The 25,421-nt window shown below is 47.6% G+C and carries 14 protein-coding genes and 1 pseudogene; 4 read left to right on the top strand and 11 right to left on the bottom strand.

The annotated features are described in order from the left end of the window. Positions 1-7: 7 nt before the first annotated feature. Both QQK89_RS06585 and QQK89_RS06590 read right to left on the bottom strand, forming a co-directional pair. Positions 8-4,042 carry a sugar-binding protein gene (locus tag QQK89_RS06585; RefSeq protein ID WP_284237697.1) on the bottom strand — a complete coding sequence of 1,345 codons (4,035 nt, stop codon included), beginning with the start codon at positions 4,040-4,042 and terminating at the stop codon, positions 8-10. Positions 4,043-4,712: 670 nt separating this feature from the next. After that, entirely contained in the window at positions 4,713-5,549 is an 837-nt protein-coding gene (locus tag QQK89_RS06590) for a phytanoyl-CoA dioxygenase family protein (protein ID WP_284237698.1), read from the bottom strand. A gap of 138 nt (positions 5,550-5,687) precedes the next feature. On the opposite strand from QQK89_RS06590, the gene QQK89_RS06595 reads away from it, so the two are divergent. Together QQK89_RS06595 and QQK89_RS29710 are read left to right on the top strand one after the other, a co-directional pair. Beyond that, positions 5,688-6,497 (top strand): helix-turn-helix domain-containing protein, encoded by an 810-nt coding sequence (locus QQK89_RS06595; protein WP_284237699.1) that lies wholly within the window; start codon positions 5,688-5,690, stop codon positions 6,495-6,497. A gap of 295 nt (positions 6,498-6,792) precedes the next feature. Further along, positions 6,793-7,050: pseudogene (locus QQK89_RS29710) on the top strand (transposase); the annotation flags it as partial. A gap of 185 nt (positions 7,051-7,235) precedes the next feature. On the opposite strand, the gene QQK89_RS06605 reads toward QQK89_RS29710, so the two are convergent. After that, the gene (locus tag QQK89_RS06605) at positions 7,236-9,335 is read right to left on the bottom strand and encodes a beta-galactosidase (RefSeq protein WP_284237701.1); all 2,100 of its coding nucleotides are present in this window, start codon (positions 9,333-9,335) and stop codon (positions 7,236-7,238) included. A gap of 23 nt (positions 9,336-9,358) precedes the next feature. Beyond that, positions 9,359-11,662: an FAD-dependent oxidoreductase gene (locus tag QQK89_RS06610; RefSeq protein WP_284237702.1), complete on the bottom strand. Its 2,304-nt coding sequence runs from the start codon at positions 11,660-11,662 to the stop codon at positions 9,359-9,361. Between the two features lie 143 nt (positions 11,663-11,805). Here QQK89_RS06610 and QQK89_RS06615 point away from each other — a divergent pair, with 143 nt between their 5' ends. Next, positions 11,806-12,795 carry a LacI family DNA-binding transcriptional regulator gene (locus tag QQK89_RS06615; RefSeq protein ID WP_284237703.1) on the top strand — a complete coding sequence of 330 codons (990 nt, stop codon included), beginning with the start codon at positions 11,806-11,808 and terminating at the stop codon, positions 12,793-12,795. On the opposite strand, the gene QQK89_RS06620 is transcribed toward QQK89_RS06615, so the two are convergent. The 7 genes from QQK89_RS06620 to QQK89_RS06650 all read right to left on the bottom strand — a co-directional run bounded on the left by QQK89_RS06620 (position 12,779) and on the right by QQK89_RS06650 (position 24,411). Continuing rightward, on the bottom strand, positions 12,779-14,500 hold the full coding sequence (locus tag QQK89_RS06620) for a cache domain-containing sensor histidine kinase (protein WP_284237704.1): 1,722 nt from the start codon (positions 14,498-14,500) through the stop codon (positions 12,779-12,781). The two genes, QQK89_RS06615 and QQK89_RS06620, sit on opposite strands and share 17 nt — an antisense overlap. Positions 14,501-14,502: 2 nt before the next feature. Continuing rightward, the gene (locus tag QQK89_RS06625; protein ID WP_284237705.1) at positions 14,503-16,074 is read right to left on the bottom strand and encodes a response regulator; all 1,572 of its coding nucleotides are present in this window, start codon (positions 16,072-16,074) and stop codon (positions 14,503-14,505) included. Between the two features lie 86 nt (positions 16,075-16,160). Continuing rightward, positions 16,161-17,834 (bottom strand): extracellular solute-binding protein, encoded by a 1,674-nt coding sequence (locus QQK89_RS06630; protein WP_284237706.1) that lies wholly within the window; start codon positions 17,832-17,834, stop codon positions 16,161-16,163. A gap of 69 nt (positions 17,835-17,903) precedes the next feature. Continuing rightward, a complete protein-coding gene (locus QQK89_RS06635; protein ID WP_284237708.1) occupies positions 17,904-18,791 on the bottom strand; it encodes a carbohydrate ABC transporter permease in 888 nt (295 codons plus the stop codon). Positions 18,792-18,804: 13 nt separating this feature from the next. After that, on the bottom strand, positions 18,805-19,779 hold the full coding sequence (locus QQK89_RS06640) for an ABC transporter permease (RefSeq protein ID WP_284237709.1): 975 nt from the start codon (positions 19,777-19,779) through the stop codon (positions 18,805-18,807). Positions 19,780-19,940: 161 nt separating this feature from the next. Beyond that, a complete protein-coding gene (locus tag QQK89_RS06645; RefSeq protein WP_284237710.1) occupies positions 19,941-23,339 on the bottom strand; it encodes a CARDB domain-containing protein in 3,399 nt (1,132 codons plus the stop codon). 34 nt (positions 23,340-23,373) lie between these two features. Then, complete coding sequence (locus tag QQK89_RS06650; protein ID WP_284237711.1) at positions 23,374-24,411, bottom strand: peptidylprolyl isomerase; 1,038 nt, start codon at positions 24,409-24,411, stop codon at positions 23,374-23,376. A gap of 204 nt (positions 24,412-24,615) precedes the next feature. On the opposite strand from QQK89_RS06650, the gene QQK89_RS06655 reads away from it, so the two are divergent. Beyond that, positions 24,616-25,389: a sugar phosphate isomerase/epimerase family protein gene (locus tag QQK89_RS06655; RefSeq protein WP_284237712.1), complete on the top strand. Its 774-nt coding sequence runs from the start codon at positions 24,616-24,618 to the stop codon at positions 25,387-25,389. Positions 25,390-25,421 lie beyond the last annotated feature (32 nt).

Here is a 25,421-nt window from a genome sequence, read left to right on the forward strand (position 1 = left end):
AGCTTGTCTAATTCGACGTTGATGAATGGGCGTATACGTTAACTCCCAGATTGGAATCCGCAAGAGCAGGCATTCCGCTAGCCAGCCACGCGTCTACTTTTGTCCCTGCTTTGGCATAAGAGATTGCTGTTGCTTGGCTAGTAGCCGCGATCATGACAACAGACACATGCGCATTAACGCCTGTTCCTTCCGTAAACTGGACAATCAGATATTTGCCTGCAAGCTCACTTGATTTCTCGCCCGTAATTGTAACGGTTCTTGTCTTGCCGGCGCCGCCGCTTTGTTCAGCACCAATTGTAATTGCATATTCAACGGCTTTCGGCTGTACGGTTACATTAGCTAGCGCTTTAATCGCAGTCCCTTCCACAACGCCGTTTACGGTGAAGCTGCCAGCTTCCGCATAGCTTTCAGGCTGAACGGCATCCCATGTTACGTTTGCAGTGGAAGTCGCGTCGTTATCATAGACGACCGTTACGGTAGAAGGCAGAGAAGGCGCGGTTCCCGCTTTGGTTGTAACGTTGACTGGCTGAACAGCGGTTACGACAGCATGGGAAGCTTGTGCGAGCAGCGTTACATTGCCCCATCTTGCCGTGCTGGAATAGCCGTTGCCTTGGTTATCGCTCCAGATGGCTGTTGCTGTTCTTGAACCTACGCCGTTGTCGTCATTAACCTGGGAATCAAAACCGATTGTTGTCCCTGCTGCTCCTTTGATGGTCTTGAACGGAATTTTGACTTCCACGATATATCCGGTTGACGTCTTTGAAGTTGCGCTAGTAAATTCCGAGACGTTGCCTTTTGCTCCTACCGTCTTCTCGTTGTCGTAGTTAATGCGATATTGTCTGTCATCGTCCTGATGAGAGGTTGTTTTGGCGTTATTCTCATCCAGGAATACTTCAACGGAGTCTTGTTCCCATGGATTTGCGTTTTTCTTGCTGAGCACGGGATCCGCTACCTCCGAAAGGACGTACAGATTATCTTCATCCCATAACACGCGTACTTTGGAAGTAGCGCCCGAAGTTACCGGAGCCGTGGAATTATCGATATATTTGTTGACGTTGATAATAGGAGCTTCCTCCCATAGATCGTCCATCGTCCCGTCAATAACGGGAGTACCGTAAATCGCTTGGCCATTCTCCGGCACGAAAATCATTGACTGTCTTATGGCATCGATATCCGTCACGTCATTGCCAATAGGGTTTGCGCTAGTATAATTCGTTTCGTAAGCCCCGATGTCAATCTTCGCTCCTTGCGGACGGGCTGCTTGCGCAATATCCACTGCAGGCGCCAGCGTTCTAGTTCCTCTATCGATAGCAGGAGAATCCGACTTCACATGGAGGAACCCGGGATCCTTCGGATCAAGCGATTCGAATTTAGGATCCGCTACCACATCGTTAATTCCCATAACCGACGGTGTCCCGCCGTTGTAATAGATGTTGTTGGCATAAATGACAAATTCGCTGCCGCTTGCATTATTCATGGCATACTTGGTTTCGCCCGCACGCAAATCTCTCGAGTAGACAATATTATTGAAAATATTAACGTTCTCCGAGCTGCTCGCGAACAGCTGCGCATAAGTCAAATGAGGATTTTGGTTATTGTTGTAAAGCGTGTTATTCATAATGTCTACGTTGGCGGAGTTGAACGAATGGATGCCTGATCCTCCGTTATTGTAGGAAATATTGTTCTCCACCAAGGTTTTCCCTTTGTACGCCGGGAATTTCGCCCCGGTATTTTTGTTATAGTCGATAATGATGCCGTTGCCGTCGGAGTAGCCCTTTGTCTGATTCCATTTCACGTTCGTTTGGTTATCATGGACAACGTTGTTGCGGATAATGCTCTTATAACCTAGCTGACTGTCGACATCTACCCCACCCAGAACGCTGATGCCGCTGCAGGCATACATCGTGTACCACGCGTTATTGTAAACAAGGTTATTCTCGATCGTGATGTAATCCACATTCGCTGAACCTATGCCTCCGGCTGGGAGATCATGAACAATGCTGTTTTTGATCGTAATATGATGGTTAGGCGGCAAGCCGTTGTCCAGATTGGTTCCGCTGTTAATGTTGATCCCGTTCGTATTGGCTTTGGTAAACCTAGGATCGCCATAATTGACCGGCAAGCCCGCCGTCGTCTGCTCGTACCAGTAATTATAGGCTGCTTCGCCGTCCGCCAGCGTCAGATTCTTGTTATTCCCTTTGATCTCAATGCCGTCGATAACGATATAACTAGCCTGAATGAGAATGACATCCCATGCGTTATCGGAGAATAGGACGGGATGAGCGCCAGGCGCCGCTTTGTAAGTAATATAAGCAGGCTGATTGGTTGCCGTATTGAGAGCACCGGATTTCGTAATGGTGACCATCCGGTTGCCGCCGCTGTACGTAAAGGTACCATCCATTAAATACACCGTATCGCCAGGCGCGGTAAGATTCGCTGCCTTTTGAATGGTCTGGAACGGAGTATTCACGGATTTGCCGTCATTAGAATCGCTACCCGTAGGGCTGACATAATAATTGACCGGAACGCCGATTACGGGAGCAGAGTCAATCAAGGACCCTGGGGAGGCATTTACAATTGGAGCCGTTCCCGCTGCATCGGATACGGATACTTTAATATTGTCGACCAGGATCGTGGATTTGCTATGCGTGCCCGCATCTACATTAAGCATCCATGCTGCTAATCCGTTGGTTTTGAACAAATTGGAGTTTTGTATAGGCTCATTGTTTACAAGCTTGGCCGTAACCCCGTTCTGAACAAAATATAGATCATAACTCAGCGAGTCAACATGCACGACCATTTTAAGCGAGAAGGCCTTATCTACTTCCCAAGTTCCTCTAGCCGCCAACGCGCCGTTACCCGTAGCCGAGGAACGTGCATAAATTTTGCCGTTTCTAGCAATAAGCAGGTTATTGCTCTTCACGCCCCAAGAACCGTCAATTAATCTTAAATAATAATCGGCGTTGGCATCCTTCAGCTTGAAGTCCGCTTCTAGCGTATAGCTGCTGTGCTTTGTATCCGCTCCCCATGATTCGAATACCGGGAAGCCGATATCCCCCGGTTCGTCTTGGGTTGTCGTTACGTCCACCCATCTGCTGCCGCCGTCCTCGACAATCTTCATTACGGATGGCGATTTCCCGTCCAGAATATTGGTTTTGATAACCGATCCGGTAGCCGTTCCCGCAATAGCGGAATCCGTATCCGTCGTTTCGAACGTTGTAGTTCTCAACAAGTTGGTATCAGATGCCGGGATATAGGCATCTCTTGCATCATCGGAGTATGAAAGCTTGATATTATCGTAACGTACGGTGGTATCGGTCTCAGACGCGGTACCAACCGCTTCGATATTGTAGTAGACGACACCCGTTGTCAGAAACCCGTGGTTATCGTAATTCATCAGCGGCTCGCCGCTGGCAAGCATCGTTGTTGTCCCGGACGCGTCCGTTATGAACAAATCGTATTTATTAATATCGTTATAGAGATCAAGCTTCACCTTATATGTCGTGTTTGCCGACCAGGTGCCTCGCTTCACATAAGTCGATTGCGCTTCAGTGCCCGATTTGACTTGAATATCTCCGCTTGGCAGAAATTTGGCAATCGGAAGATTTTGCTTCCAGTCCCCCGGAATAACATTCAGACGGAATTCTTTGGCTTGGTTGCTGAATGTAAGGGAGCCTTCAAATGAGAACCGGTTGCCCGTTGCTTGCAAGCCTGCGTTGGCCCCATAGTAGAACCGCGTCTTGCCTTGCGCGTCCTTCGGAACGGTTACTTCCAGTGACCGGTTCCCGCTATCGTCGCTTACGATTTTCTTGGAGAAAGAAGCTTCCGTAGCAAACATGGACGGAACCGGCGTTATTTCGGCATCCGTTTGAAAGGAACCAAAATTCGGGTCTGTCGTTTCAAAAGTATGATTCTGGGAAATTGCCCCGGCCGCGGCTACCTTGCCGTTAAATTGCTGAAAACCGATGCTTATAAACGAAACCATGAGTGTAAGCGCTAAGATGCATGAAGTCATTTTTCTGATTCTTTGTTTCTTCATCATTCCTTGTTTCCTCCTCTTAATGGCTGTGAATCTATTAGCATAATAATTACATGAGTAACAGGTTTGCTGTCTCGCACCTCCTATGGCTCATTTACTCGTTTGGCGCTTTATACATCCCCTTGGAAGCGTTGTCAATTTTTGCTGACCAAACTCTTCTTCCGTTCATATTTTTACATGATTGCATTTTTTTTAAAATCAAAGATCTTTAGATTCCTATCACTATATTAGGTTTGGTTTCGGACAAAACGGCAATTGTCCCGTATATCCATTTTCTGTAACACAAAAAAGCCCCATGCCGGGGCTTTTTTGGTATGTTCTAAATGCTTTTATCATAAGCCCTTCACTTGTCGCCCGTTGGACGCTTATCCTTTTACTTTGCGGCGAATGAGCATGGTTTCATGCAATTAACGTTTGAACATGGGCGGGGTCTTGAAGGCATGGGACTAGATGTTCTAAGTTTGCTGCTCCCGCCTGTACAGCCTGCTGTTCGTTTTGTTTCAATGCCCGCCTGTTGATTGCTGTTCGCATTCATAACCTGTTAACCCCGTTCCTTAGATTGGATTAGCTTACAAGTTGATCATACGATTGTCTGAATGATAAAGCTTATGCGATCTTCGGAAATAATCCGCTTTTCTTCGTGATCGTTCCATTAATCTACGCTGGAAGGGAATCAACACTCCGCGCCGGACATCTCGTTTGTGAACGTCCGCTTATATTCTTGAGGACTAAGTTTCTCTGCGGACTCGGCGACATAATGGAATTGCAAAGCGCGACGCCGCTTGGGCGACAAATTATACGGCGTTCCATGCTTCAGCAGGCCGTGGAAGAACAGAAGGCCCCCCGACTGCAGCGGAACCGCCACGTCCTTCTCTACCGCAACATGCGTATCGCATAGCTGCCAATCGCGTACGGCGTAATGCGGAGTTGCCCCGTCGGCGTGCGAACCTGGCAGCACGTGCATGCATCCGTTGTCAAGCGTAGCTTCGTCTAGCGCGATCCACACTCCGACTACCGGTTTATTGTAAGCAAGATTTCCGTACGCCATATCCTGATGCCAAGGCTTTTCTCCTCCGCCATGCGGCGGCTTCAGCAAAGCCATATCCTGCACGAGCCTAGGCTTATCCCCCAGAATCGCTTCAACCGCGCGCAAGATAGCCGGATGATAAGCCACATGCCTGAGCCGATCATCGCATTCCACAAATTGATGCACTTTGCGCACGGCTAGTTCTCTCTCTTCATTAGACTTCAGCTCGCTTGAAGGTTTGCTGAACTGAATCGCCGCGCCTTTCGTATCTGAGAATATCATGGACATCAGCGCTTCGATTGCATTCTCCACTTCCTGTTGCCCTAACACGCTATCAACGGCTAAGTAGCCGGCTTCTTTGTACTCCTTCCATTCTTCTTCCCCCAGTACATCAAGGCTCGAATAAGTCTTGGAAATGCTGTCATACCGATACAGCCGTTCCGATATTTCCTGAGGCGTTAAAGAGTCTGTTTTTCTCTTCATCCCATGCACCACCATTTATCAAATTTGTCGCTTTCTATTTTCAATGGTATAGTAAATGGCGAACAATCCAAATGTCATATTTCAATAAACGATTTATACAATTTGACGAATCCAATATAGAAAGGAGCTGGTTAGGAGATGGAGTCGATACCTACGTTCAAGTTGGGAGAATCATATGGGAAAATGGCCTGCGAACGTACGTGGAAGTGGAACCGAAGCGATATTCCGTTCAACGATTACGATCTATGGTACGTATGGAGAGGGGAAGGACGGCTCGTCCTGAACGGAGAAGAGAGAAAAGTCGAGCGCCATCAATGTTATTTGTTCCGGCCCGGCGACCGCGTGGAAGCTTGGCATAATCCCGACCAGCCCCTACTCGTTACCTATATGCATTTCGAGACGGAGAACGCTCACCGTTTCTTAACCTCCCTCCCTTCCCACTGCGATTTTATCTCTTCGTTTGCCTTCGAGGCTTACCTGGACAGGTATGTTCATGTGATGTCGTTCCGAGCGCATCGCTCCGCGGAAGAAGCGGAGATGCTCCTGCGGCTGCTGCTCATTCAATATGAAAGAGAATATCTATCTCTCGAGCAAGCAGTGCCGCGTTATCGGAACCCGCATATCGAGACAATGACGAAGATTGCCGCTTCGATCCGCGAGAATCCCGCCCAAGCCGGCAGCATAGCAGACCTTGCCAAGCAAGCATTCTTATCCCCGCGCTACTTCTCCGCGAAGTTCAAAGAAACGATGGGACAAACGATTGAAAGCTACATTATTGAGAAGAAGATTGAACGCGCGGAGCTCCTTTTGAGCCAGAACGGAATGACGGTTAGCGAGGTTGCTGACGCGCTTGGGTATCCCAACATCTATTATTTCAGCAAGCAGTTCAAGAAGGAACGGGGCTATAGCCCCTCGAAAGCCATGCAGCACAAAAAGCCCGATCAGTAAAAGGGGGTGTCCCATAAGTCATGTAAATGACGATGGGACACCCCTTTGTTTGTATTTGGGCTAAACAGCAGCCTGCGCATTAAATGTTCTTCCGATCGCCATTGCTCAGGGATTCCTTGGAATCAACGAGGTATGGTTGGCATCCCTTCACAAAAGCGAACGCTGTCGCTTCTCCAGAATCATTTAATGCTCCGTCTACCCTTAACCTTTTCATAAAATGCTCAAACAAAAAGAAGCCGACCCTTGTGAAACTGGAGGTACCACCCAACCAGTTTAAGTAAAGAGAGGCTTCTTTATGTGCAAAGAATATACCATGGATCAACTGTCCTTGCCAATGGACTTGCAAGAAGATATCCCCGAAAATCATCTCTTACGCGTCATCAACGATGCGGTCAATCGCTTAGATATGAAGCTTTCTCCCGGAGGTGGCCGGGACAGCTACCACCCCAAAATGCTCATGAAAGTCGTTATCTATGCGTACACACAGCGCATCTACTCCTCTCGCCAAATCGCCAGAGCGGTACGCGAAAACATCATGTTTATGTGGTTAGCCGTTAGCCTGGAGGTCGGGTGGCTTTCGCTTGCCCATAACTTGCTGAAGAAAGCAGCAAGAGCAAAAATATCGCTGCAAGGTATGAGCCCTCTGCAGCGATATTTTATTAAAAAACGTTTCTATTTACCTATGCGAGCCATCTTTACAGTGAGCGATCACCTTTTGAGACGGCCCCTTTATCCATATTATGAAGTGAACACTCTCTGCTGCAGCCTCTGAACAACTACAACGCCATAAGGTCCTATCTCGATTTTACCTGCTAGTTTATTCTGAGTTATACAATCTTGAACAAACTCTTTAAAGACGATTTCTTGCGAACTGCACGTATAATTCAGGAAAATAACAATTTCCCCGTCGGGATGGCTCCTAGTCACGACTTCTACTTCAGCCGGAGCATATACCCAAGCTTCCGCCGGATCCGTAAGATGGAGTAGATCCAATAGCTGATCTGTATTCTCCTTCGTAAAGAACATCCCGCAATAAATGACTTCGCCTTTTCCTACCTTATGGCGGACCACGGCAGGTCTGTCTTTGTAATAATCTGTCCTGTAGCGCGCAATTACTTCCGCTGTAGGCGAATCAACCTGCAATACTTCATTAAAGACGGGAGCTGTGACAATCTCATCAGACTCTGCAAACTTCATATACGAATCCTCATGTCCCTTAACCATCGTAAAGTCGATGACTTCAATGCCGCACAAGTCTTTGACAACTCCGGGAAAAGGCATCATATAGCAGCGGTTCGACCGATCCTTATACCCGCTTCTTGGCCCCAAGACCAAAATCCCGCCTTGCTCTACATACTGGGTCAGGTAATGAACATCATCGCTTTCTAACAGCTGGGCATTTGGATAAAACAAAACTTTGTAATTTTGCAGCTCCGCAAGCTTACAGCTTCGCTGCATGGGCAGCATATCCGTTAATAGATGCCGCTCCGTCAGAGACTGGTAGATCCCCTCTTCGCTCTTCCATTCCTCAGAACCGATATAACCTTCGATTTTACTATTGCTGTCATTATCGTAGTCATATAGAATCGCAGCTGACGCAGCGCATTTGCTGCGCAACATAAGCTTGCCGACAGCCGCAATCTCATCGGCGAGCCGCCCCGCTTCTTCAAGCCTTCTATGCGGTTGATTCCCGTAATGGTTGAGTCCATGCCATAAGGACTCCGCGCCTACCGTACACGTCCTCCACCGGAAGAACAGCAAACCATCCGCACCGTGCGCGATCGATTGCCAAGCCCATAGACGCATTTGTCCCGGCTTTGGAGTTGGCTGCAAATAATCCCCAAAGTCGTATTGATTAAGCACGTTACCCGACTGTCCCCCAGGACCGGCCTGTTGTTCTAAAATCATGAATTTGGATGAAAGCCCGCGAACCCGGCTTAAATTCCTGCCATGCATCCGATCGCGGAAATGCGAAGGCAGATCTTTACGGCTCAACTGGAAAGCGGGGTAGGAATCATAAGACATGAAATCAACCGCTTGCTCGGTTAAAGCATAGTTATCTATGTTCTGGAACAATCCATTATGGGTAACAAACTGATGCGGCGCATGTGCTTTGAGTATATCGTATTGTTTTCTGGCGAATGCAATGGTCACATCGGACGTGAAGCGATAAAAATCAAGCAATAATCCCGTGTTATGGTAAGTTGGCGTTGGCCGCGGCAAAAACACCTGCTCCCAATCGCTATACGTTTGCGCCCAGAATGCCGTTCCCCACGCCTGATTGAGCGCATCCAAAGTTTCGTATTTGGTCTTGCACCAGTCCCGGAAGGCATGATGATCGGAATCGGCAAAACTTACGTCCATATGGCAATTCAACTCGTTATCGATTTGCCAGCCAATGACGCTTGGGCAATCCTTATAATGCTGGGCCAAGGCAAGCACGATTTTTCGGGACAGCTCATGATAAATCTTCGATGTATAGTTATAATGCCTTCTTGAACCGTGCTGCATGACCACCCCGTCGAACGTACGGCGCAGCACTTCGGGATATTTAGAGGTTAACCAAGCAGGCGGCGCATAGGTTGGCGTGCCCATAATGACCTTCAGATCATATTTCTGGCAGAGGGATATCGCTTCATCGAATAATTCAAAGCAATACGCGCCCTCTTCAGGCTCGAGTATATTCCATGCCGTCTCGGCCATGCGCACCACATTAAATCCCAGTTCTTTCATTCTTCTAAAGTCTTCCTCCCACATCGACCGTTCCCAGTGTTCTGGATAGTAACACACGCCAAGGAGAAACTCTTCTGTCTTAAAGCTTTTGTCTAAATCTATCATCAATAAATCCTCCATTAATTAGCTTAATAGCAGCGCACTTCGTATACTCCCGCAGAAGAGTCCCCATTCGTAGCCAATATAACAATACGAAGTTGGTTAGTGACAATCGGTTGCTCCAGAGTATGTCTCGAGAGCCGTTGATAGTTATCTTCCACATGTACGAGCGTCGTCCAAGCATCATCCAGGAACGCTTCAATGACATATTCCTTCGGACACTGGGGATCCTGATAGAATGGCTCATACTTGTGATATTCTTGGAATAAGTGTCCGGGGAAGACGAGCTGAACCTCCTGAATGGTTTGCTGCTGGCTCCAGCTCAACTGAATAAATGGCGGAACGGGATCCGTTGGATCCGATAACCAAAGATTCGTATATTGATGTGGACGAGCAACGCCGCTAACGAGATTTTCTCCTCCAAAGCAGGCCTGGGCCGGCGTGATCCGGTAGCTAAGCGTGCCCCCATCGGATAAGTAGCGGCGCATCTTGCCTGCTCCCATGTCATAGGCGGAGACATGACCGGGAATAACGGTTCCGGCAGTATGCCACTCAACAGCCGAATTAGCACCCAGTTGCAACCTGACATATCCCGGCTTAGCGGAAGCCTGACGCCAGTTCACCTTCCATTCCACCCATTGCTTAACTCCAACCGGCACGGTCAATTCGGCTTCGGCATAAACGTCGCCCGTCTCCGCCCGATAGTCCCAAATATGGTCAACGGGAACTATACTTGCTTGTACTCGCTGCGGAATGCCTGATGTGTTGCTCAAACAGACGGATATCGTATCGATACAGCCATCCTCTATCGCAATCCATTGTCCGCGCATATGGGTGAGCGGCTCGTTCTGCTGCTTTCTTTGCTCCTGGAGCTTGCTGGAACGGAACCCATTCGTATAATCGCGGCTTTCTGGACCAACGCCATAAGCCACAGCCGATGAACTGACTTGAATGGCCGCTTCCCTAGCCAGATCATGGTCGTCTTCATTCTTATAGTTAGGGAGGAAGCAGCCGTCGCGAAGCAGTCTCTGCTGTATATCTTGTACTTTCGAGCCCGTGAGTTCTGCTAGCTCCACCTGCTGATTGATCGCGTAGGCCGCGCTTGTTCCTGCCGCTTGCCCCATGAGGGCCGTCGTCGACATAACACGGACGGTTCCAAGCGCAGCATGGGTTACGCTAACGTTACGTCCAGCCATCATAAGATTACGCATATCCTTGGACAGCATGATACGCAGCGGTATGCCATAAGGGCCGCAATAGCTCTTCTGGGCATACTCCGTTGTCTCGCTGTAGCCTTCGGCACTTGCGGGCTCTGCCGTCTCTGCAAGAAGTCCGCCCGGTGTATGGAGATCCACGAACCATCCTCCGTAAGCGATCTCGTCTTGGAATACCGTTCGATTCTGAATATCATGCTCCGTCATGAAATATCGCCCTAAGATTCGCCTGCTCTCCCGTTTCCCCGGAACTTGGCCAATCCAATCCAGTGCCAGATTCGCAGTCTGCTCCCTCAGCACGGGATCGTGATTCTTCATCCAATCCCATATGCCAAGCGTGTGTCTGGTAAGCTCATGCCGAATGGTTTCATTGTCATAGATGGTATTCCAGGGTATTCCAATCTCGATCCACCAGTAACCGGATTCCGTATCGTAGAAAGTACGGCCTTGCTTGTAGAAGTAATCCGGATCCTCATGCTTTACCGCCCAGGAAGGCGCTTTAAAGGGAACGGGCCGTCCCATATCCTTGGCTCGGAAATGAATGGAATTGCCCATCGTATTGGAACTTGCTTGAAGCGGAGCATGAGGCTCACCGAACTCCTCTTGTCCTTCTGATCCCCAGCGCCATTCGCAGCCGGCCAGATCTGCCACGATGCCATCGCCCGTACTATCGATGAAGATACTGCCCCCAATCTCAAGCTCGGTCTCCGCGTTTGCGATTACCGCCCGCACGGAACGAATCTTATCGCCATCCAGCTGTACGCTTGTGACGGAGGTATTCAAATGAAACGTCAGGTTAGGCGTCCTTACCGCCATATCGTACATCACCATGTCCCATACGCTGTTGGTCCATCCATTCTCGCGAATTTTCTCATGATTGACTGCTCGCTCCTCAATCAACAGCTCGGAGATAATGCCAGTCTCTCTGGCGTAAGCATGAAAGTTGGCTGCTCCATGGGGAGTAACGCGAACTTCAGAGGAACTGTTGCCCCCGAATACGGGTCTATCTTGGATAAGGCAAGTGCTTGCTCCGCTTCGGGCGGCTGCGACAGCAGCGCAAAAACCCGCGAGTCCTCCGCCGCACACCACGACATCGTATGATTGTTGAATATATTTCATTATGAAACTCTCCTTTATTTCATTATTATTTACTCGAGTAAATTAAAAATCGAACTCATTGTAGCATTGCATGTGATTGCTTGCCAAGCGCTTTTTCTGTATGATTTACACGAGTAGATTTCAAAACGGAGGCATGCAATAACATGGTAAGTCGTAAAGACGTCGCGCAGCTTGCTGGCGTATCAGTAGCTGTCGTATCTTATGTGCTCAACGGTAAAAACAACGTCAAGGAAGAAACAAGAAATCGCGTTCTTGCCGCTATGCAAGAGCTGAAATATGAACCTAACCTATTAGCGCGAAGCTTGAAAACCCAACGGACGCAGCAACTAGCCGTGTTTGTGAATTACCTTGGCAACCCCTTTGAAGCAGGCATCTTATTGCGCTTGGAAGCGGCTGCGCGTCAAGAGGGCTATTTAGTATTTTTCCAAACCTATACGCCTGATCTGGAGCAGCCCTTAATATCCGCCCTGCGAGGGAGAGTAGATGGCCTCGTATTATTAGGCCAGCAGCTCGAGTACGAGACCTTCCAGCGTCTGAAGGCATTAGATGTGCCGGTATTATCCGTCACTCAGTCTCCCATGCTGCAGGAATGGGGGATACCCTGCATTGATCTGGATTGGGTGAAGCAATATCGGGAAGCCATCCTCTTCTTGAAGAATAAGGGCCATCATCGGATCGCTTATATGACGGATACGGTGTCAGGATGCTATCACCTTCACCGGCTGCGGGCTTTTCAAGAGGCCATCCGTTTGGAAGGCCTCGCTTTGCCCGAACAGCTTATCCTCGATGGAGGCGGCAAGGTGGAGACCGCAACTCCAATGTTCCATGATTTTATCGAGCAGAACGCTTCTAACTTGCCGATGAGCGCGCTTGTTTGCTCTAATGACCTCATGGCCGCAGCTGTTGTTGACGCCTGTAAGACTAACAGCATCAAAGTACCTGAACAGCTGGCCATCATAGGTTCGGAAGACATTCTTATGACGCAGCATACGGATCCCAAGCTAACGGTCATCCATTATCCTCGAGAGATGTTAGGCACATTAGCGATGAATATGATGAAGCAGCTGCTGCTGAAATCGCCAATGGAATCTTTCACTGTCGAGGGAGAATTGTTGCCTAGAGGGACGGCGTAGTCTCTGCATCCGCAGGAAACTGGATGAGGATCGTTGTTCCCATTCCCAAATAGCTATGGACATATATTCCATACTTTGATCCATACTGAAGCTTAATGCGTTCATCAACGTTTCGGATGCCATAGCCCAGCGCTTCTTCCCCCAGGCTAGATAACTGGGCGATGGTCATCCTGTCCATTCCAATCCCGTCGTCAATGACCTTTATCTGAATGACTCCGTTCTCCAGCCTGCCTGTAATCCGCAGATTCAAGCGATTGTTCTTGTACCAGGCATGCTCTAAACAATTCTCAATAAAGGGCTGAAGAATCAATTTCACGGACTGCATAGGCAGAAGAACGGGATCCACATCATAATTGACGCTGAACTTGTCGTCATACTTGATTCTCTGGATATCGATATATAACTGTACCTGCTCAAGTTCCTTTTCAAGGGTAATTAAGGACTTGCCATTATTCAACGTTAACCGGTAGAACTGACTTAGCTTAATGATCATCTGATGCATGCGTTCAGGCTGTCCCAGCTGTCCTAACGTACTAATTGCAGATAAAGTGTTATAGAGAAAATGAGGATTAATCTGCGCCTGCAGAGCTGATAATTCTGCCGTGGTGCTTCTAAGCTTGGTCTCATAGACCTCTTCAATCAGATGATTAATGGTAGAGGCCATCTGGTTGAAGGAATTTGAGATTTTGGCGAATTCGTCTTTATCTTTGATCTGAATGCGTTTCAGATAATTACCTTGATGGAAGCTGTCCATCGCGCTTACGATTTTCGTGACCCTGCGGGAAAAATATTGCGATATAAAAGCCGCAATAAGAAGGAGAACGATCATGCTAACGATACATGCCACAAGCGTGGCGATTTTGAGCTTTCTTGCCTCTGCTTGCATTTCATACATGGGAACATACAGGATCATCTTCCCTTGCATAACGGGAATCTCCTCTTCCACTTTCATATAGTCATGTTTGCTCTCGAGGGTGGACAAAGGGATGTTCCCCTTACTTGCAGGCTCGCTCTTGTAAACGGCTTTCCCCGTACTGTCGAGAATCATAAGAACGCTATCGTTACCCGGCTTCTCTATATTATCCGTATCAAATAACTCATGAATCGGCACTTGAATGCGGAGCACCCCAAGATTAACCAGAGGAAATCTCGAGACATCTTCGATAAGACGCACGACCGAAATAACTTGTTCCTCAGAGTCATTGAAGTACTGCCCCCACTTGGAATGATCCTGTGTCAGCTTGACCTGATGATCCCATGGCCGATCCTTCAGCCGCGAGCTGTAATAAATGCTAAACTCCTTGCGGCTTTTATCAGAATGCCGGTCTGTATTATAAACCTCGGGCAAGGTCTCATTATTCATATATAAGGTGACATGAACCGTGTGAGAGGACAGCTGCAAAGCAGACTCCAGCTTGGGCTGCAAATACTGGGTATATTGTTCCCAGGCGGTCAGCGGCGTCTGCGGCGTGTTCAGCACCTTTTGTATTCTCGTATCCCAGAACAGGAAGTCGGAAACTTTCTGTATATCCGTGATTCTGAATTCCAGGTTGCTGCGAAGCTGCTGGATCACCAGATTCGTGTTTTCTTCGGTTTGCTTCGTTAAGCTATTGATGGAGACTCTGTAAGAGAAATTGCCAATGGCCAATATCGTAATTAATACTAGCGAAGAAAAGGCAAGAATTAATTTATTGCGGAAGCTCATGGTTACCCCTTCTTTCGATAGTCCCCGGGCGATACACCGAATTTCTTTTTGAATAACCGATAGAAATGGGTCATGTTCTTAAAGCCCAATCTGTCCGCCGCATCATAAATTTTCATCGTAGGATCATCCAATAATTGCTTCACTCGCTCCAGCCTCAAGTTCAGAATATAGTCCGAGAAATGCATGGAGGTTTCTTCCTTGAACATTTGCCCCAAGTGATTGGGCGAATACAGGAATTGCTTGGCTAAATCCTTTAGCGTAACCCCTTCTTCCAAGTGCTCCAATACGTGTTGCTCTACTTTTTCAATAAGCTTTTTATTCCGTTTGGCCAGCTTGTTATGCAGCAGTTCGGATACTTGAAACATTTGTCTCCGCAGCCAGTCGCGAAGATCCTGCACCGTCTCGAATTGATAAATAACGGCTAGATGCTGGAAATCCCATTGCAGCAGATCGTATATATTTTCATTCTTCTCGTTCAGGAAATCGTTTACTTTGCCGAATACGTATATCGTGAAATGATAGACGGAATTGCGGCTGTCCAGCTTCAAGATCAGATTGCCGAGCTGTTCAAGAAGATCATAAATGTCTACTAATTGATAGTTCTGTATCGCGTAAAAAAGCTGGGAGAGCAGCTCTTCTGCCGAGCCTAGAATTTGCTGGGACGATTCTAGATTTAACTGAGTGGACGCAAACGGCAGTATTCTTCCTTTTCCGTTGAACATTTTTTGTCCCAACGCTTGATTGGCTTCCCCATATGATTTTCTGAGCTCATGCAATTCGGGTACGGAGTTGCCCAGTCCTACCGTAATGGTGAAAGCGGAATGCCGACGGGCATCTTCAATTAACTGCTCTAGCCGCTGCATCGTCTCCTGACTGCTTGTTTCCGGAATTACTATTCCTAGTCGTTTGTTTTCCAGCGCTGCGTATAAAACATTTTCCTGTTGCAGATAGGTTGTCAGGTAAGACATCGTACTTTTTATCTGCTGCTGATTCTCATTCGGTTCAAGCGAATTCAACCTGCGATCGACATCGTCCAATTCGAGTATCGCCGCTCTCCAGTACACGGCTTGGTAGCGCAGCTTCACGTCATTCAGATAACCTGCGTCGGACTCGCCTTCCAGCAGCTGCTTGACGGCATTGTTTTTGACAATATGCTGAGAAGCGTCCCATTGATCCTTTAATTGAGCGAAATTTCTCTCCCTCTCGATTCTCGTTACCGCATTGCCAAGCGTCTCAATCAATTCATTATAATTTATGGGCTTTAGAATATAGCCTTCCACGCTGAATTGTATCGCCTTCTTCGCATATTCGAAATCTTCGTAACCGCTTATAAAAATAAATATAATGGAAGGCTTAATCAGCTTTGTTCTTCTGGCTAACTCAAGTCCTGACATGATCGGCATCTTAATGTCTGTTATGACAATATCGGGCGCGAGCTCCTCAATATAATCAAGCGCCGTAAACCCGTCATTCGCCTCAGCAACCAGCTGCAAGTTAAGCTTTTCCCAAGGGATGAAGGTGCGTAATCCTGTTATTTCAAGCTGCTGATCGTCTACGATTAACACATTATGCATGATTCATCACCCTATCAAATTCGAATCCTAGTAAAATGAAGGATATACCCAAGTATACCCTCCATTTTAGCATCTTCATAAACGTATTAGCCGTTAATCTTTTTGAGATTTTCTTGCCATTTCTCCGTCATATACTTCAGTACTTGCTCGTAGCCGGCAGCATCCGCATCGCTTTGGGCTTTATTGATAATTTGAGTTACCTCGTCGCTATTTTTAGCAAACACGGCACGTGCATAAGCTTCTTTCATGATGTCTTTGACTTGACCATAGATGATGCCAAGATCCGTGTCCGGCATAGGCTGAATGCCCTCAAACTCGGTCGTATCGTAAGAGCTTGGCTTCAGCACTTTGTTGGCCGCGATTCCGTCGAATTGACCTTCCACCTTCTCTACGTAACGCTCATCATTCAGATTAATCAAGTTTTGGCGCAGATTGGAGTTGGCAAAGTAGTTGCCGGAACCAATCTTCAGCTTGTCTTTGTCTGCTTGCGCGATCGTTTTCGCTTTCTCATTCGGAATCGGTACGCCATCAGCGTCCGCTTCATCCCACAGCAAGCCCTTAGGTCCAAATGTCAATAACTGCTGGCCTTCCTCCGAAGTCGCCCAATCCATGTAAGCGAAGATCTTCTCGGGATCCTTCGCATGCTTCGTAATGACACTTACGTTCCATCCAAGCGTGGAATAATTCGCGGGCGTGATCTTGGATGCGTCCAGCCCTTGATTATGGAGAGGCGCAATAACTTCGTAACCATTGTCTTTGTTGGTCTGAGCCAAGATAGCATGCCCTTCCTGAACTTGGAAAATATTATTAAGTCCTACGACAGCTACGCGGCCTGTTTTTAGTTTTTCTTGTACCTGGTCACTTTTTTGGGTGAATGCGTCCTGCGTAATCAATTTTTTATTAAACAGATTGTTTAATTCCTTTAATGAATCGAGCAAAGCAGGGTCCTTGAAGACGGACTGCAATTGATTGTTTTCCGGGTATGCTTTTAAGCTGTCAAGGAAAAATGTCGTCTTGCCCTCGCCATAGCCTGAATAGATTAGGTTCCCCGCCTGCAAAATGCCTCCGCCTGACAGTTCGCCGGTCTCTAAAGGAACTACGTTAGGGTAAGCTTCCTTCACTTTCTGCAGGTAAGCTTCTAGATCCTCATAAGTCTCGAGCTTAGGCGATCCAAGAGCCTTGTAAATTTCCTTGTTTACAGCCCAGCCGGTATTGCCGTTCTGCCCGCCGTACCAATTCGGGAAGCCATAGAGCTCGCCGTCGGAGGATTTCAACATGCCTAGCGTTTTATCTCCAGCCCATTTTTTAAGACTAGGGTATTTATCTACATACTGACTGATAGGAACCAATTGTCCTGCCTGAACCAGCTTTTCAAGGTCTGCGCTTCGATCAAGCGTAATCACGTCCGGCAGCTGGCCCGATACAATCATCGTATTGAATTTTTGCGATGCCGCTCCGCCTGATTGTACATATTCCACGTTTACGCCTTTTTGTTCCTTAATCCATTGAGAGGTCGGGTCCTGACCCCATGGATCTGGTACAGCCCAATCGTAGTGAATATACCAGCTGAAGTTCAAACCCTTAAAATCTGCCAAAGCGGGTGAATCGGTCTGCTCCTCAGTCTTGGCCGGATTATTGGTTGCTGCCGCTGGTTCCGTATTCCCGTTGTTGCTCTTGCTGTTACTGCAGCCAGCTGCAATAAGACTAATAGATAGAAGTGCGACTGACCATAGTTGGGATCGACGATAAGCTTTTTTCATCTCTGTTTGCCCCTCTCAATGTCTCATTATATATGTGGAACAAAGGCATGTCCTTTGCTGACACCAAATTTATTCTTTCATGGAACCAATCAACACGCCTTTTACGAAGAAGCGCTGCAGGAACGGGTATACCATAATGATCGGCAAGGTGGTTACCATCATCGTTGCCATGACCAGCGACTTGGTCGAAACCCCTTTTAACTGGCGTACAAATTCGCTTGCTTCTCCCCCTGCCGACGATAATTGCTCCGACATCGCATTTGAGTTGATGATCTGATTAAGCAAGGTCTGAATCGGCATCAAATGGGGATTGTTAATGTAGATGGATGCTGTGAACCAATCGTTCCATAAGCCTACTGCCGTGAATAACGATAACGTTGCAATGACGGGTCCCGAGATTGGCACGATGATGGAAAAGAAAGTACGGATATAATTGCAGCCGTCAATCTTAGCCGACTCCTCCAATCCGTCCGGAAGCTCTTGAAAGAAGGTGCGGAATATAATCAGGTTCCATACCACGATGATTCCAGGCACGACAAGCACCCAGAACGTATCGATCAAGTGAAGGCTTCTGATCAGGATGAAGGATGGAATTAAACCTCCGCTGAAAAACATCGTAACGATACACATGATCATAAATAGCTTGCGGCCAATTAGGTTTTTCTTGGTTAATCCGTAAGCGAACATCGATGTAAATAGGATGGATAGAAAGGTTCCAACTACTGTCCGAAAGATGGAAATGACAAATGCTTGTATCAGTCGCTCATCCTTGAACACCACTTGATAATTTTCTAAAGTAAATACTCTTGGCCAGAACGTAATACCGCCTAGCGCCGTATCGGCACCAACATTAAAGGAAATGACGAGACTGTTCCAGAATGGATACAAGGTTACAAAAGACAAGCCAAGCAACAGGACAACGATGATTGCATCGGGAACTCTTTTGGCGATTTTCAAATAAAGGCACCTCCTACCATAAGCTTGACCGCCCCATGCGGCGAGCCAATAAATTTGCAAGCACGAGCAACACGACGCTGATCGCTGACTTGAATAATCCAACAGCCGTTGCGTAAGAGTATCGCTGCCCTAGTATCCCGACTCGATACACATAAGTGTCAATGACATCCGATACCGGTCTTAGCAACGTATTAGCGCCGTTATTGGTCAGATTCAAAATATCATCAAAACCCGCATTCAATATTCCGCCAATGTTCAGAATCAGGAAAATAATGATAATCGGAGTAATGCTCGGGATCGTAATGCTGACAATTTGTCTAAGTCTACCCGCTCCATCCATGGCTGAAGCTTCATAAAGATGCGGATCAATTCCCGCTATAGCCGCGAGGTATACGATGGCACCAAACCCCACATCCTTCCACACGCTGGATGAGACCAGGATTCCCCAGAAATATTGGGAAGTAGACAGCCAGTTGACAGGTTCATGAATGATTCCAAGCTTCATCAGGAAAATATTAAAGCTTCCGTTGTCCACCGACAGCATCGAAATGACGAAGCTTGAGACGATAACCCATGACATAAAGTGCGGCAGATAAGACACCGTTTGAACGAATCGTTTGAAGCGAAAGCCTTTTAATTCATTTAGAAGCAAGGCTAGCACGATAGGAGCAGGGAAGCCGAACATAAGCTTCAGCAAGCTGATCGAAAGCGTATTTCGCATAACGCGATAGAAGTCTGACGAGTGGACAAACATGTCAAAATGCTTCATTCCTACCCACTGGCTGTCAAGGAAGCCAGTGAATAAATTATAGTTTTGAAAGGACATCAGTACTCCCCACATGGGCACGTAACTAAAGAGCACAACCAGTAGCACTCCCGGAATGACCATTAATTGCAGGTCCCATTGTCCAATGTAAGCTTGTAAAATCCCCTTCTTGGAAGGACTGCGTTTTTTTGTTTTTTTCGCCGCAAGCAGCTCCGTGTGCATGATTTTCTCTCCTTCTCTCTTATTGCTTTCATTATATCGATATCGCTGATAGCGAAATATGTCCCCTGCCAACGAAAACATATTCGTAAAATCGGAATGGATATAAAAAAAGCCGCAACCGCGATTTCCGCAGCTGCAGCTTATTCAAAGGAAGAATCACATTATGGAGTAACAGCCTTTAAGATATAGAAATCATCGCCATAAGCCGTACCCGCGTTATTGTACATATAGATTAAGGCGGTCGTGTTGCTTGCTCCCGTTGTGAAGGTAATCGTTTGTTTCGTATAGTCGCCGGTCGAGATCGGCAGCTTTTGCTCGTTCCCTCCATAGTTTTTCACGCCGATATAGCCGGTCCCACCGCTAGTGACCTTGCCCCAGGCAGTGAACGTATACGTCGTATTGGGCTGTAATCCCGTTACCGTCTGCTCGCATGCGCCCGTCCATGCCACTTTGCATGAATTGGCCCCTCCAATAGCGTTTGATGCCACAACCTGATAGCTTCCCCAACCTGTCCAGCCGGTAATACCGCCCTCGAAGTTAGCGTTGACAACCAGATTCGGATTTTTTGGTATTCGCACCAATTGCACGTCATCTATATAGCTTACGGCGGTTGTATCGGCATACATATAAATATTCGCGCCTGTCCAACCGTTAGTTGGAGTGAAGCGTAGGGTAATGCGCGTATACGCGGTATCCGTCACGACTTGCTTGACCGCCGTACCTCCAAAATCTTTGGCGCCTACCGTGACGCTATAGCCTGGGGATGTTTTTGCCCACACCGATAATTCATATTCTTCCCCGGCAATTAAACCCGTTACATATTGGCTCACTCCGCCGAGCCATCCGGTCTTGCCCGCGCGAGGACCTGAATATCCGCCTGCAGCCGAGAGGCTTCCCCCTCCCCATGCTGTCCAAGCCGTGTTTGCGGCATCCTCAAATCCGGGATTAACGATCAGATTCGTGACGGAGTTCAAAACTTCCGTTCGTTCATTATTCGTCTCGTCTGACTCGCTAATCAAATTCTGATTATCCACGAACGCCGTAACGGTCAACTCTTGCGAATCCGCAATCCAGCCCTGAGAAGTAAACGTCCTGGTCTCTCCGGCAGCCATCTGCGTTGTGCTTCCTGCCCAATCTACCCTTGTTCCGTTAATCTTAAAGTTTGTGCCTAGCCACTGGGAAGGCGTTTGGGTTGTACCCTGATTTTTCACCGTAGCTACAAAGTGAATTTTCTCGCCTTCTTTGAAATCTCTTTCTGCAACCTCCAGCTTGGTTACCACCAAATCGTTAGATGGCGTAAATCCGCCTGGAGCCGTCAGCGACACCGTGCTTTCATTATTGGATTCGTCCACCTCGGAGACTGCGCCCCATGTATCGGCAACGCCGCGGAGCGATAATTGCTCGCGGTCAACTACCCATCCTTTGCGAGAGACTAAGGTAACGGTCTCCCCAGGATTAAGGGTGAAGGCATCCGGCGTCCCCGCCCAATCTGCCTCAACGGCGGCACCGTCTATATAGAATCTGGCACCAAACCATTCAGTAACGGGAACATTGCCTTGGTTCTTCACATTCATTACAAAATGAACCGTGGAGCCTATTCCCCAACTGGATTCCTGGACGCTAAGCGATACCGGTACAAGGTCTTTGCCTACGATGAGATTGATATATTGCGACATTTGATTATTGTCTTCTTGGGCCTCGCTAATACTATTGGTTGCATCAACCGAGCCCTTCAATAAAAAGCCTGATTTTGTTGCATTCCAAGCCGTTGATGTAAAAGTCACGGACTGCCCGGGACTTAAGTTAATAGAGGAAGAATCGCTTTTAACGACTTGCCCATCCACCTTAAACTCGTTTGTTAACGTTTGGTTTCCCGTTGCCGTTGTACCGTTATTGCGAACCGTCAACTGGAAGTGAATCGGATCGCCTACGGCAAAGCTTGCTTCCTGTACCTGAAGTGCCGTAACCTGCAGATCTACTCCCGCAAGCGATGTTCCTGCTCCGTTGTAGGCTCCGATATTGGGTGCTGCGGTGGAAGAAACGGAATTCCCCCAGTAATCCTTGCCCCCGTTATTTGCGATCAACACTCCTCCGGCGAGTGCCGGCGAGCCGTTTAATAGCTTATATCCATCAACCGTATTCATGCCGGTTCCACCGCTTCCAGGGTTAACCAGCAGAGGATCACTCGTTATTTTATTCGAATCCGAAGGCTCTGTAACAGGATGATTGCCGTAGAATACGTTATGGTCGAACGTAATATTGCTGCTCTGACCCCATGAATAACTGCCATTGCCCAGGTTGTAGAAAATATTGTTTTTCGACGAGATGTTGGACGCATATCCGCCCCAATCGCTAAACTTGTAGACCGATGAATGGGAATCGCCTTTGATATACACGGTATTATTGTAGATCTCGCCGTTGGTCGCCGAACCATAGAAACCAAAGGTTGCAGCTCCGTCATTCTGGCTAATATTGTTGCGAATCCTGAAGTTGCGGTTGGACTGCGGAGCCCAAGTCCCGTCCGCATAGATGCCAACCGAACCGCCTTCGTTATCGTGGGTATAGTTATACTGCAGAACGGCACCATCCTGAAGATAATCTACTCCTAACCCATAGCCGTCTTTGGTTGTTCTGGTCAAATAAGCTTCATTATATTGAATCAGGGCATTAGTTGAATTGTAGCTCCAGATGCCGTTGCTATAATCGCCGGAACGGGCGTTGGCGTTATACACGACGTTGTGTTCAATTAGAGGTGCTGCCGTATCTCGGATACTGATCCCATCTCCGCCAACATCATAGACTAGGTTATTCCTTACAATCACGCCGCTTGATGGATAGTAAGCAGGTCTTGTCGAATTGCAGGTCACTAGATTTGAATTGCACCACCAATCGGAAGTGATTACAATTCCCGCACGGTCGGTGTTGTAGACTGTATTATTTTCAATCCGCACATCATCGATTTTCGTCTGAACTGCCGTGCCATAGGTATGGACCCATATTCCGCCGTTTTGTTTATCCGTATTGAGCCCATTCACATCATGAATGGTCAGATTTCTGAGATAGATATGACTTAAATCTCCCGCATCCTGCGCTTCAATGGATACGCCCATCTTCTGACCTTGCGCGGATCCCGTGTTGGTAATTTCGAGATTGTTGATTTCCCAATATTGTTGGTTATACAAATAGACTGCGCCTGTACCCACGAGCCCTCCCCCGTTAATGATAGGCTTGCTGCCTGTACCGAATTTGTCGATTATAATCGGGTTTCCATTAGCCCCAGAGCCTTTGGGATAAAGCTTGCCCGACCATGATCCTCCGGCTTTAAACAAGATCGTATCGCCCGGCTGGAACGTTGTGGCGTTCACCTTGGTTAACGTCTTCCACGCCGTTTGCGTGCTAGTACCTCCGAGATTGTCATCTCCTCCGATATTGTCTACATAATAGGTATTGCCGCTGCCGGCTGCTTCAATAGGTCCATCTCCTATATACATAGAGGCGCTGCTAGCCACCATCAGGCATAAGCAGAACATGGCCATCATTCTCATCCATCTCGTCATCATGCACATTCCTTTCTAATTGTTATGAATAGCAACTTCATGCGGATAATGCTTTATAGACTTGGTCATTAAATGTGATCTCGGCTTGCCTAACCTTCCCTTCGATCATGTTGTTGAATTGCTCCTCGATGTAATGGTTTTTTACCGCGTCTTTTACTTTCTCGAACTCCTCGTATCCGCCAGCAAGTCTGTCCTTCACATGGAACACTACCCATGCCGATTGTTCATCAACGATCTCGCTGCTCTCGCCGGCTTTTAAATGCTGAATGGACGCCCATATCGACGGATGCCCCGCTTCAACAGAATCAAGCCCACTCGTATAGTCGACCTGTTCATAGTGAATATGATAGGGATCGGACAACTGATCTAAAGTGCCGTTCCCTTTCTCCCATGCCGTCAACATGTTCTTCAAGATAAGAAGCGCATGATCCCGATCAGCGTCTGTAAAGGCAAGCGTCAAGATTTCAACTTGGAATTGATCCGGCTTTCGATACCGTTCATCTTTTGTTTTCTCGTACTCCGTTTTAAGTTGATTTTGCCCAATCTGCTGAGTCCTCGCCCAAGCTTCCTTAAGCTTGATGTTCAAGGTGGACTGGGTGTACTGAAGATACTGATCTTCGCTGAAGGCAACGGGCCCATAGATTACCCCGCCTTCGGCAACGGTCTGTTCCCTGCGCTTGTTCTCGGACTTCCACTCCGTGAGAAAGCTCTTGTAGTCCAAAGATTGAACGAGATTCTTCTCCGCGGCCAGCTCCCCTTCAACTTTGTAGCGAACGAGCTTGTTCATGGCATTCTTTTTCAACAAATCCTTGGGAGACTCCCCGCCATACGTCCCATTCCAAAATGTTGTGCTTTCTTCCACCCCATACTTCTCATGAAAGTAATTAATAACCAAACTCCGCTCGCGATTCATGGCGGTTTGCATCTCTTCTTTCTCAATGGGAATGCCGTTCACCCAAGCCACGTTTAACGGTCGCGGCGGATTCCCGCATGAGCTTAGCATGAGGCTTATTGCACCGGACATTAGGAGCATCGCTCCAAGTGCCTTAAAAGCATGGTTTGTTCTTTGCCGCAATCTATCATCACCTCCTATCTCCCATTCGTCATGAATGCGCTTTCAATATTAGATGCATTGTCATTCTACTAGACAAATGGCGCCTTTATCTATGTTCCAAATCAATGAAAAGATAGTCCTGAGGCACTCATTTGCTCGTTACGGCTTGTTTCTCGAGAGAGAGCCTTTATAATGGAGTGGGGATTTCAGTAAAATAATGGGAGAGTGATCATTTTGAGCAAACCAAAAGTAGGCATCCAGTTGTATACGCTTCGCGATGAAACAGAAAAGGATTTGCTGGGCACAATCCGCAAAGTTGCGGAAATGGGATACGAGGCAGTCGAATTCGCAGGATTTTACAATACGCCGGCAGAACAATTGAAAGCGCTTTTGGATGAGCTTCAACTGGACGCGCCTTCCGCGCATATCGGACTCAACTTCAATGAACCGGAGAAGCTGGCTGCCGATCTTCAAGTTCAAATCGATTATGCCAAGACGCTTGGTCTGACCTATATTGTCGTTCCTTCGGCGCCGCTGCCGGAAGAGCCTACAGAGGTTGACGTGCACAATTTGGCCCGCATTCTTGAACAGGCAGGTAAACAAGTGACGGCCGCTGGCTTGAAATTCGGATACCATAACCACGCTTTTGAATTCAAACCGGTTAACGGTAAGCCCGTCATCGACCATCTGCTTGAGCTTGTCCCTGCCGAGTATTTGATTGCCGAGTTCGATTTGGGCTGGGTGCACTATGCCGGATATACGCCAGCCGAGTATGTACAAAAATATGAAGGCCGTGTTCCGCTAGCGCATTTCAAAGATTTCGCTTCGGGCCGCAGCGATACGGAAGTCGGCAAAGGCTCTGTCGATTTGAAGAGCGTGCTCGATATATCCGAAGAATGCGGCATCCGCTACTGCATTGTCGAACAAGAACAGTTTGCCAACTCTTCACTTGAAAGCGCAAAGATTTGTCTGGAATTTTTCAGAGAAAATGGTTTTTAACATTTGTGAATGATGTAATGCGATCTCTATTA

Origin of the sequence: Paenibacillus glycanilyticus (assembly GCF_030161375.1) — a bacterium.
GTDB classification, from domain to species: domain Bacteria; phylum Bacillota; class Bacilli; order Paenibacillales; family Paenibacillaceae; genus Pristimantibacillus; species Pristimantibacillus glycanilyticus_B.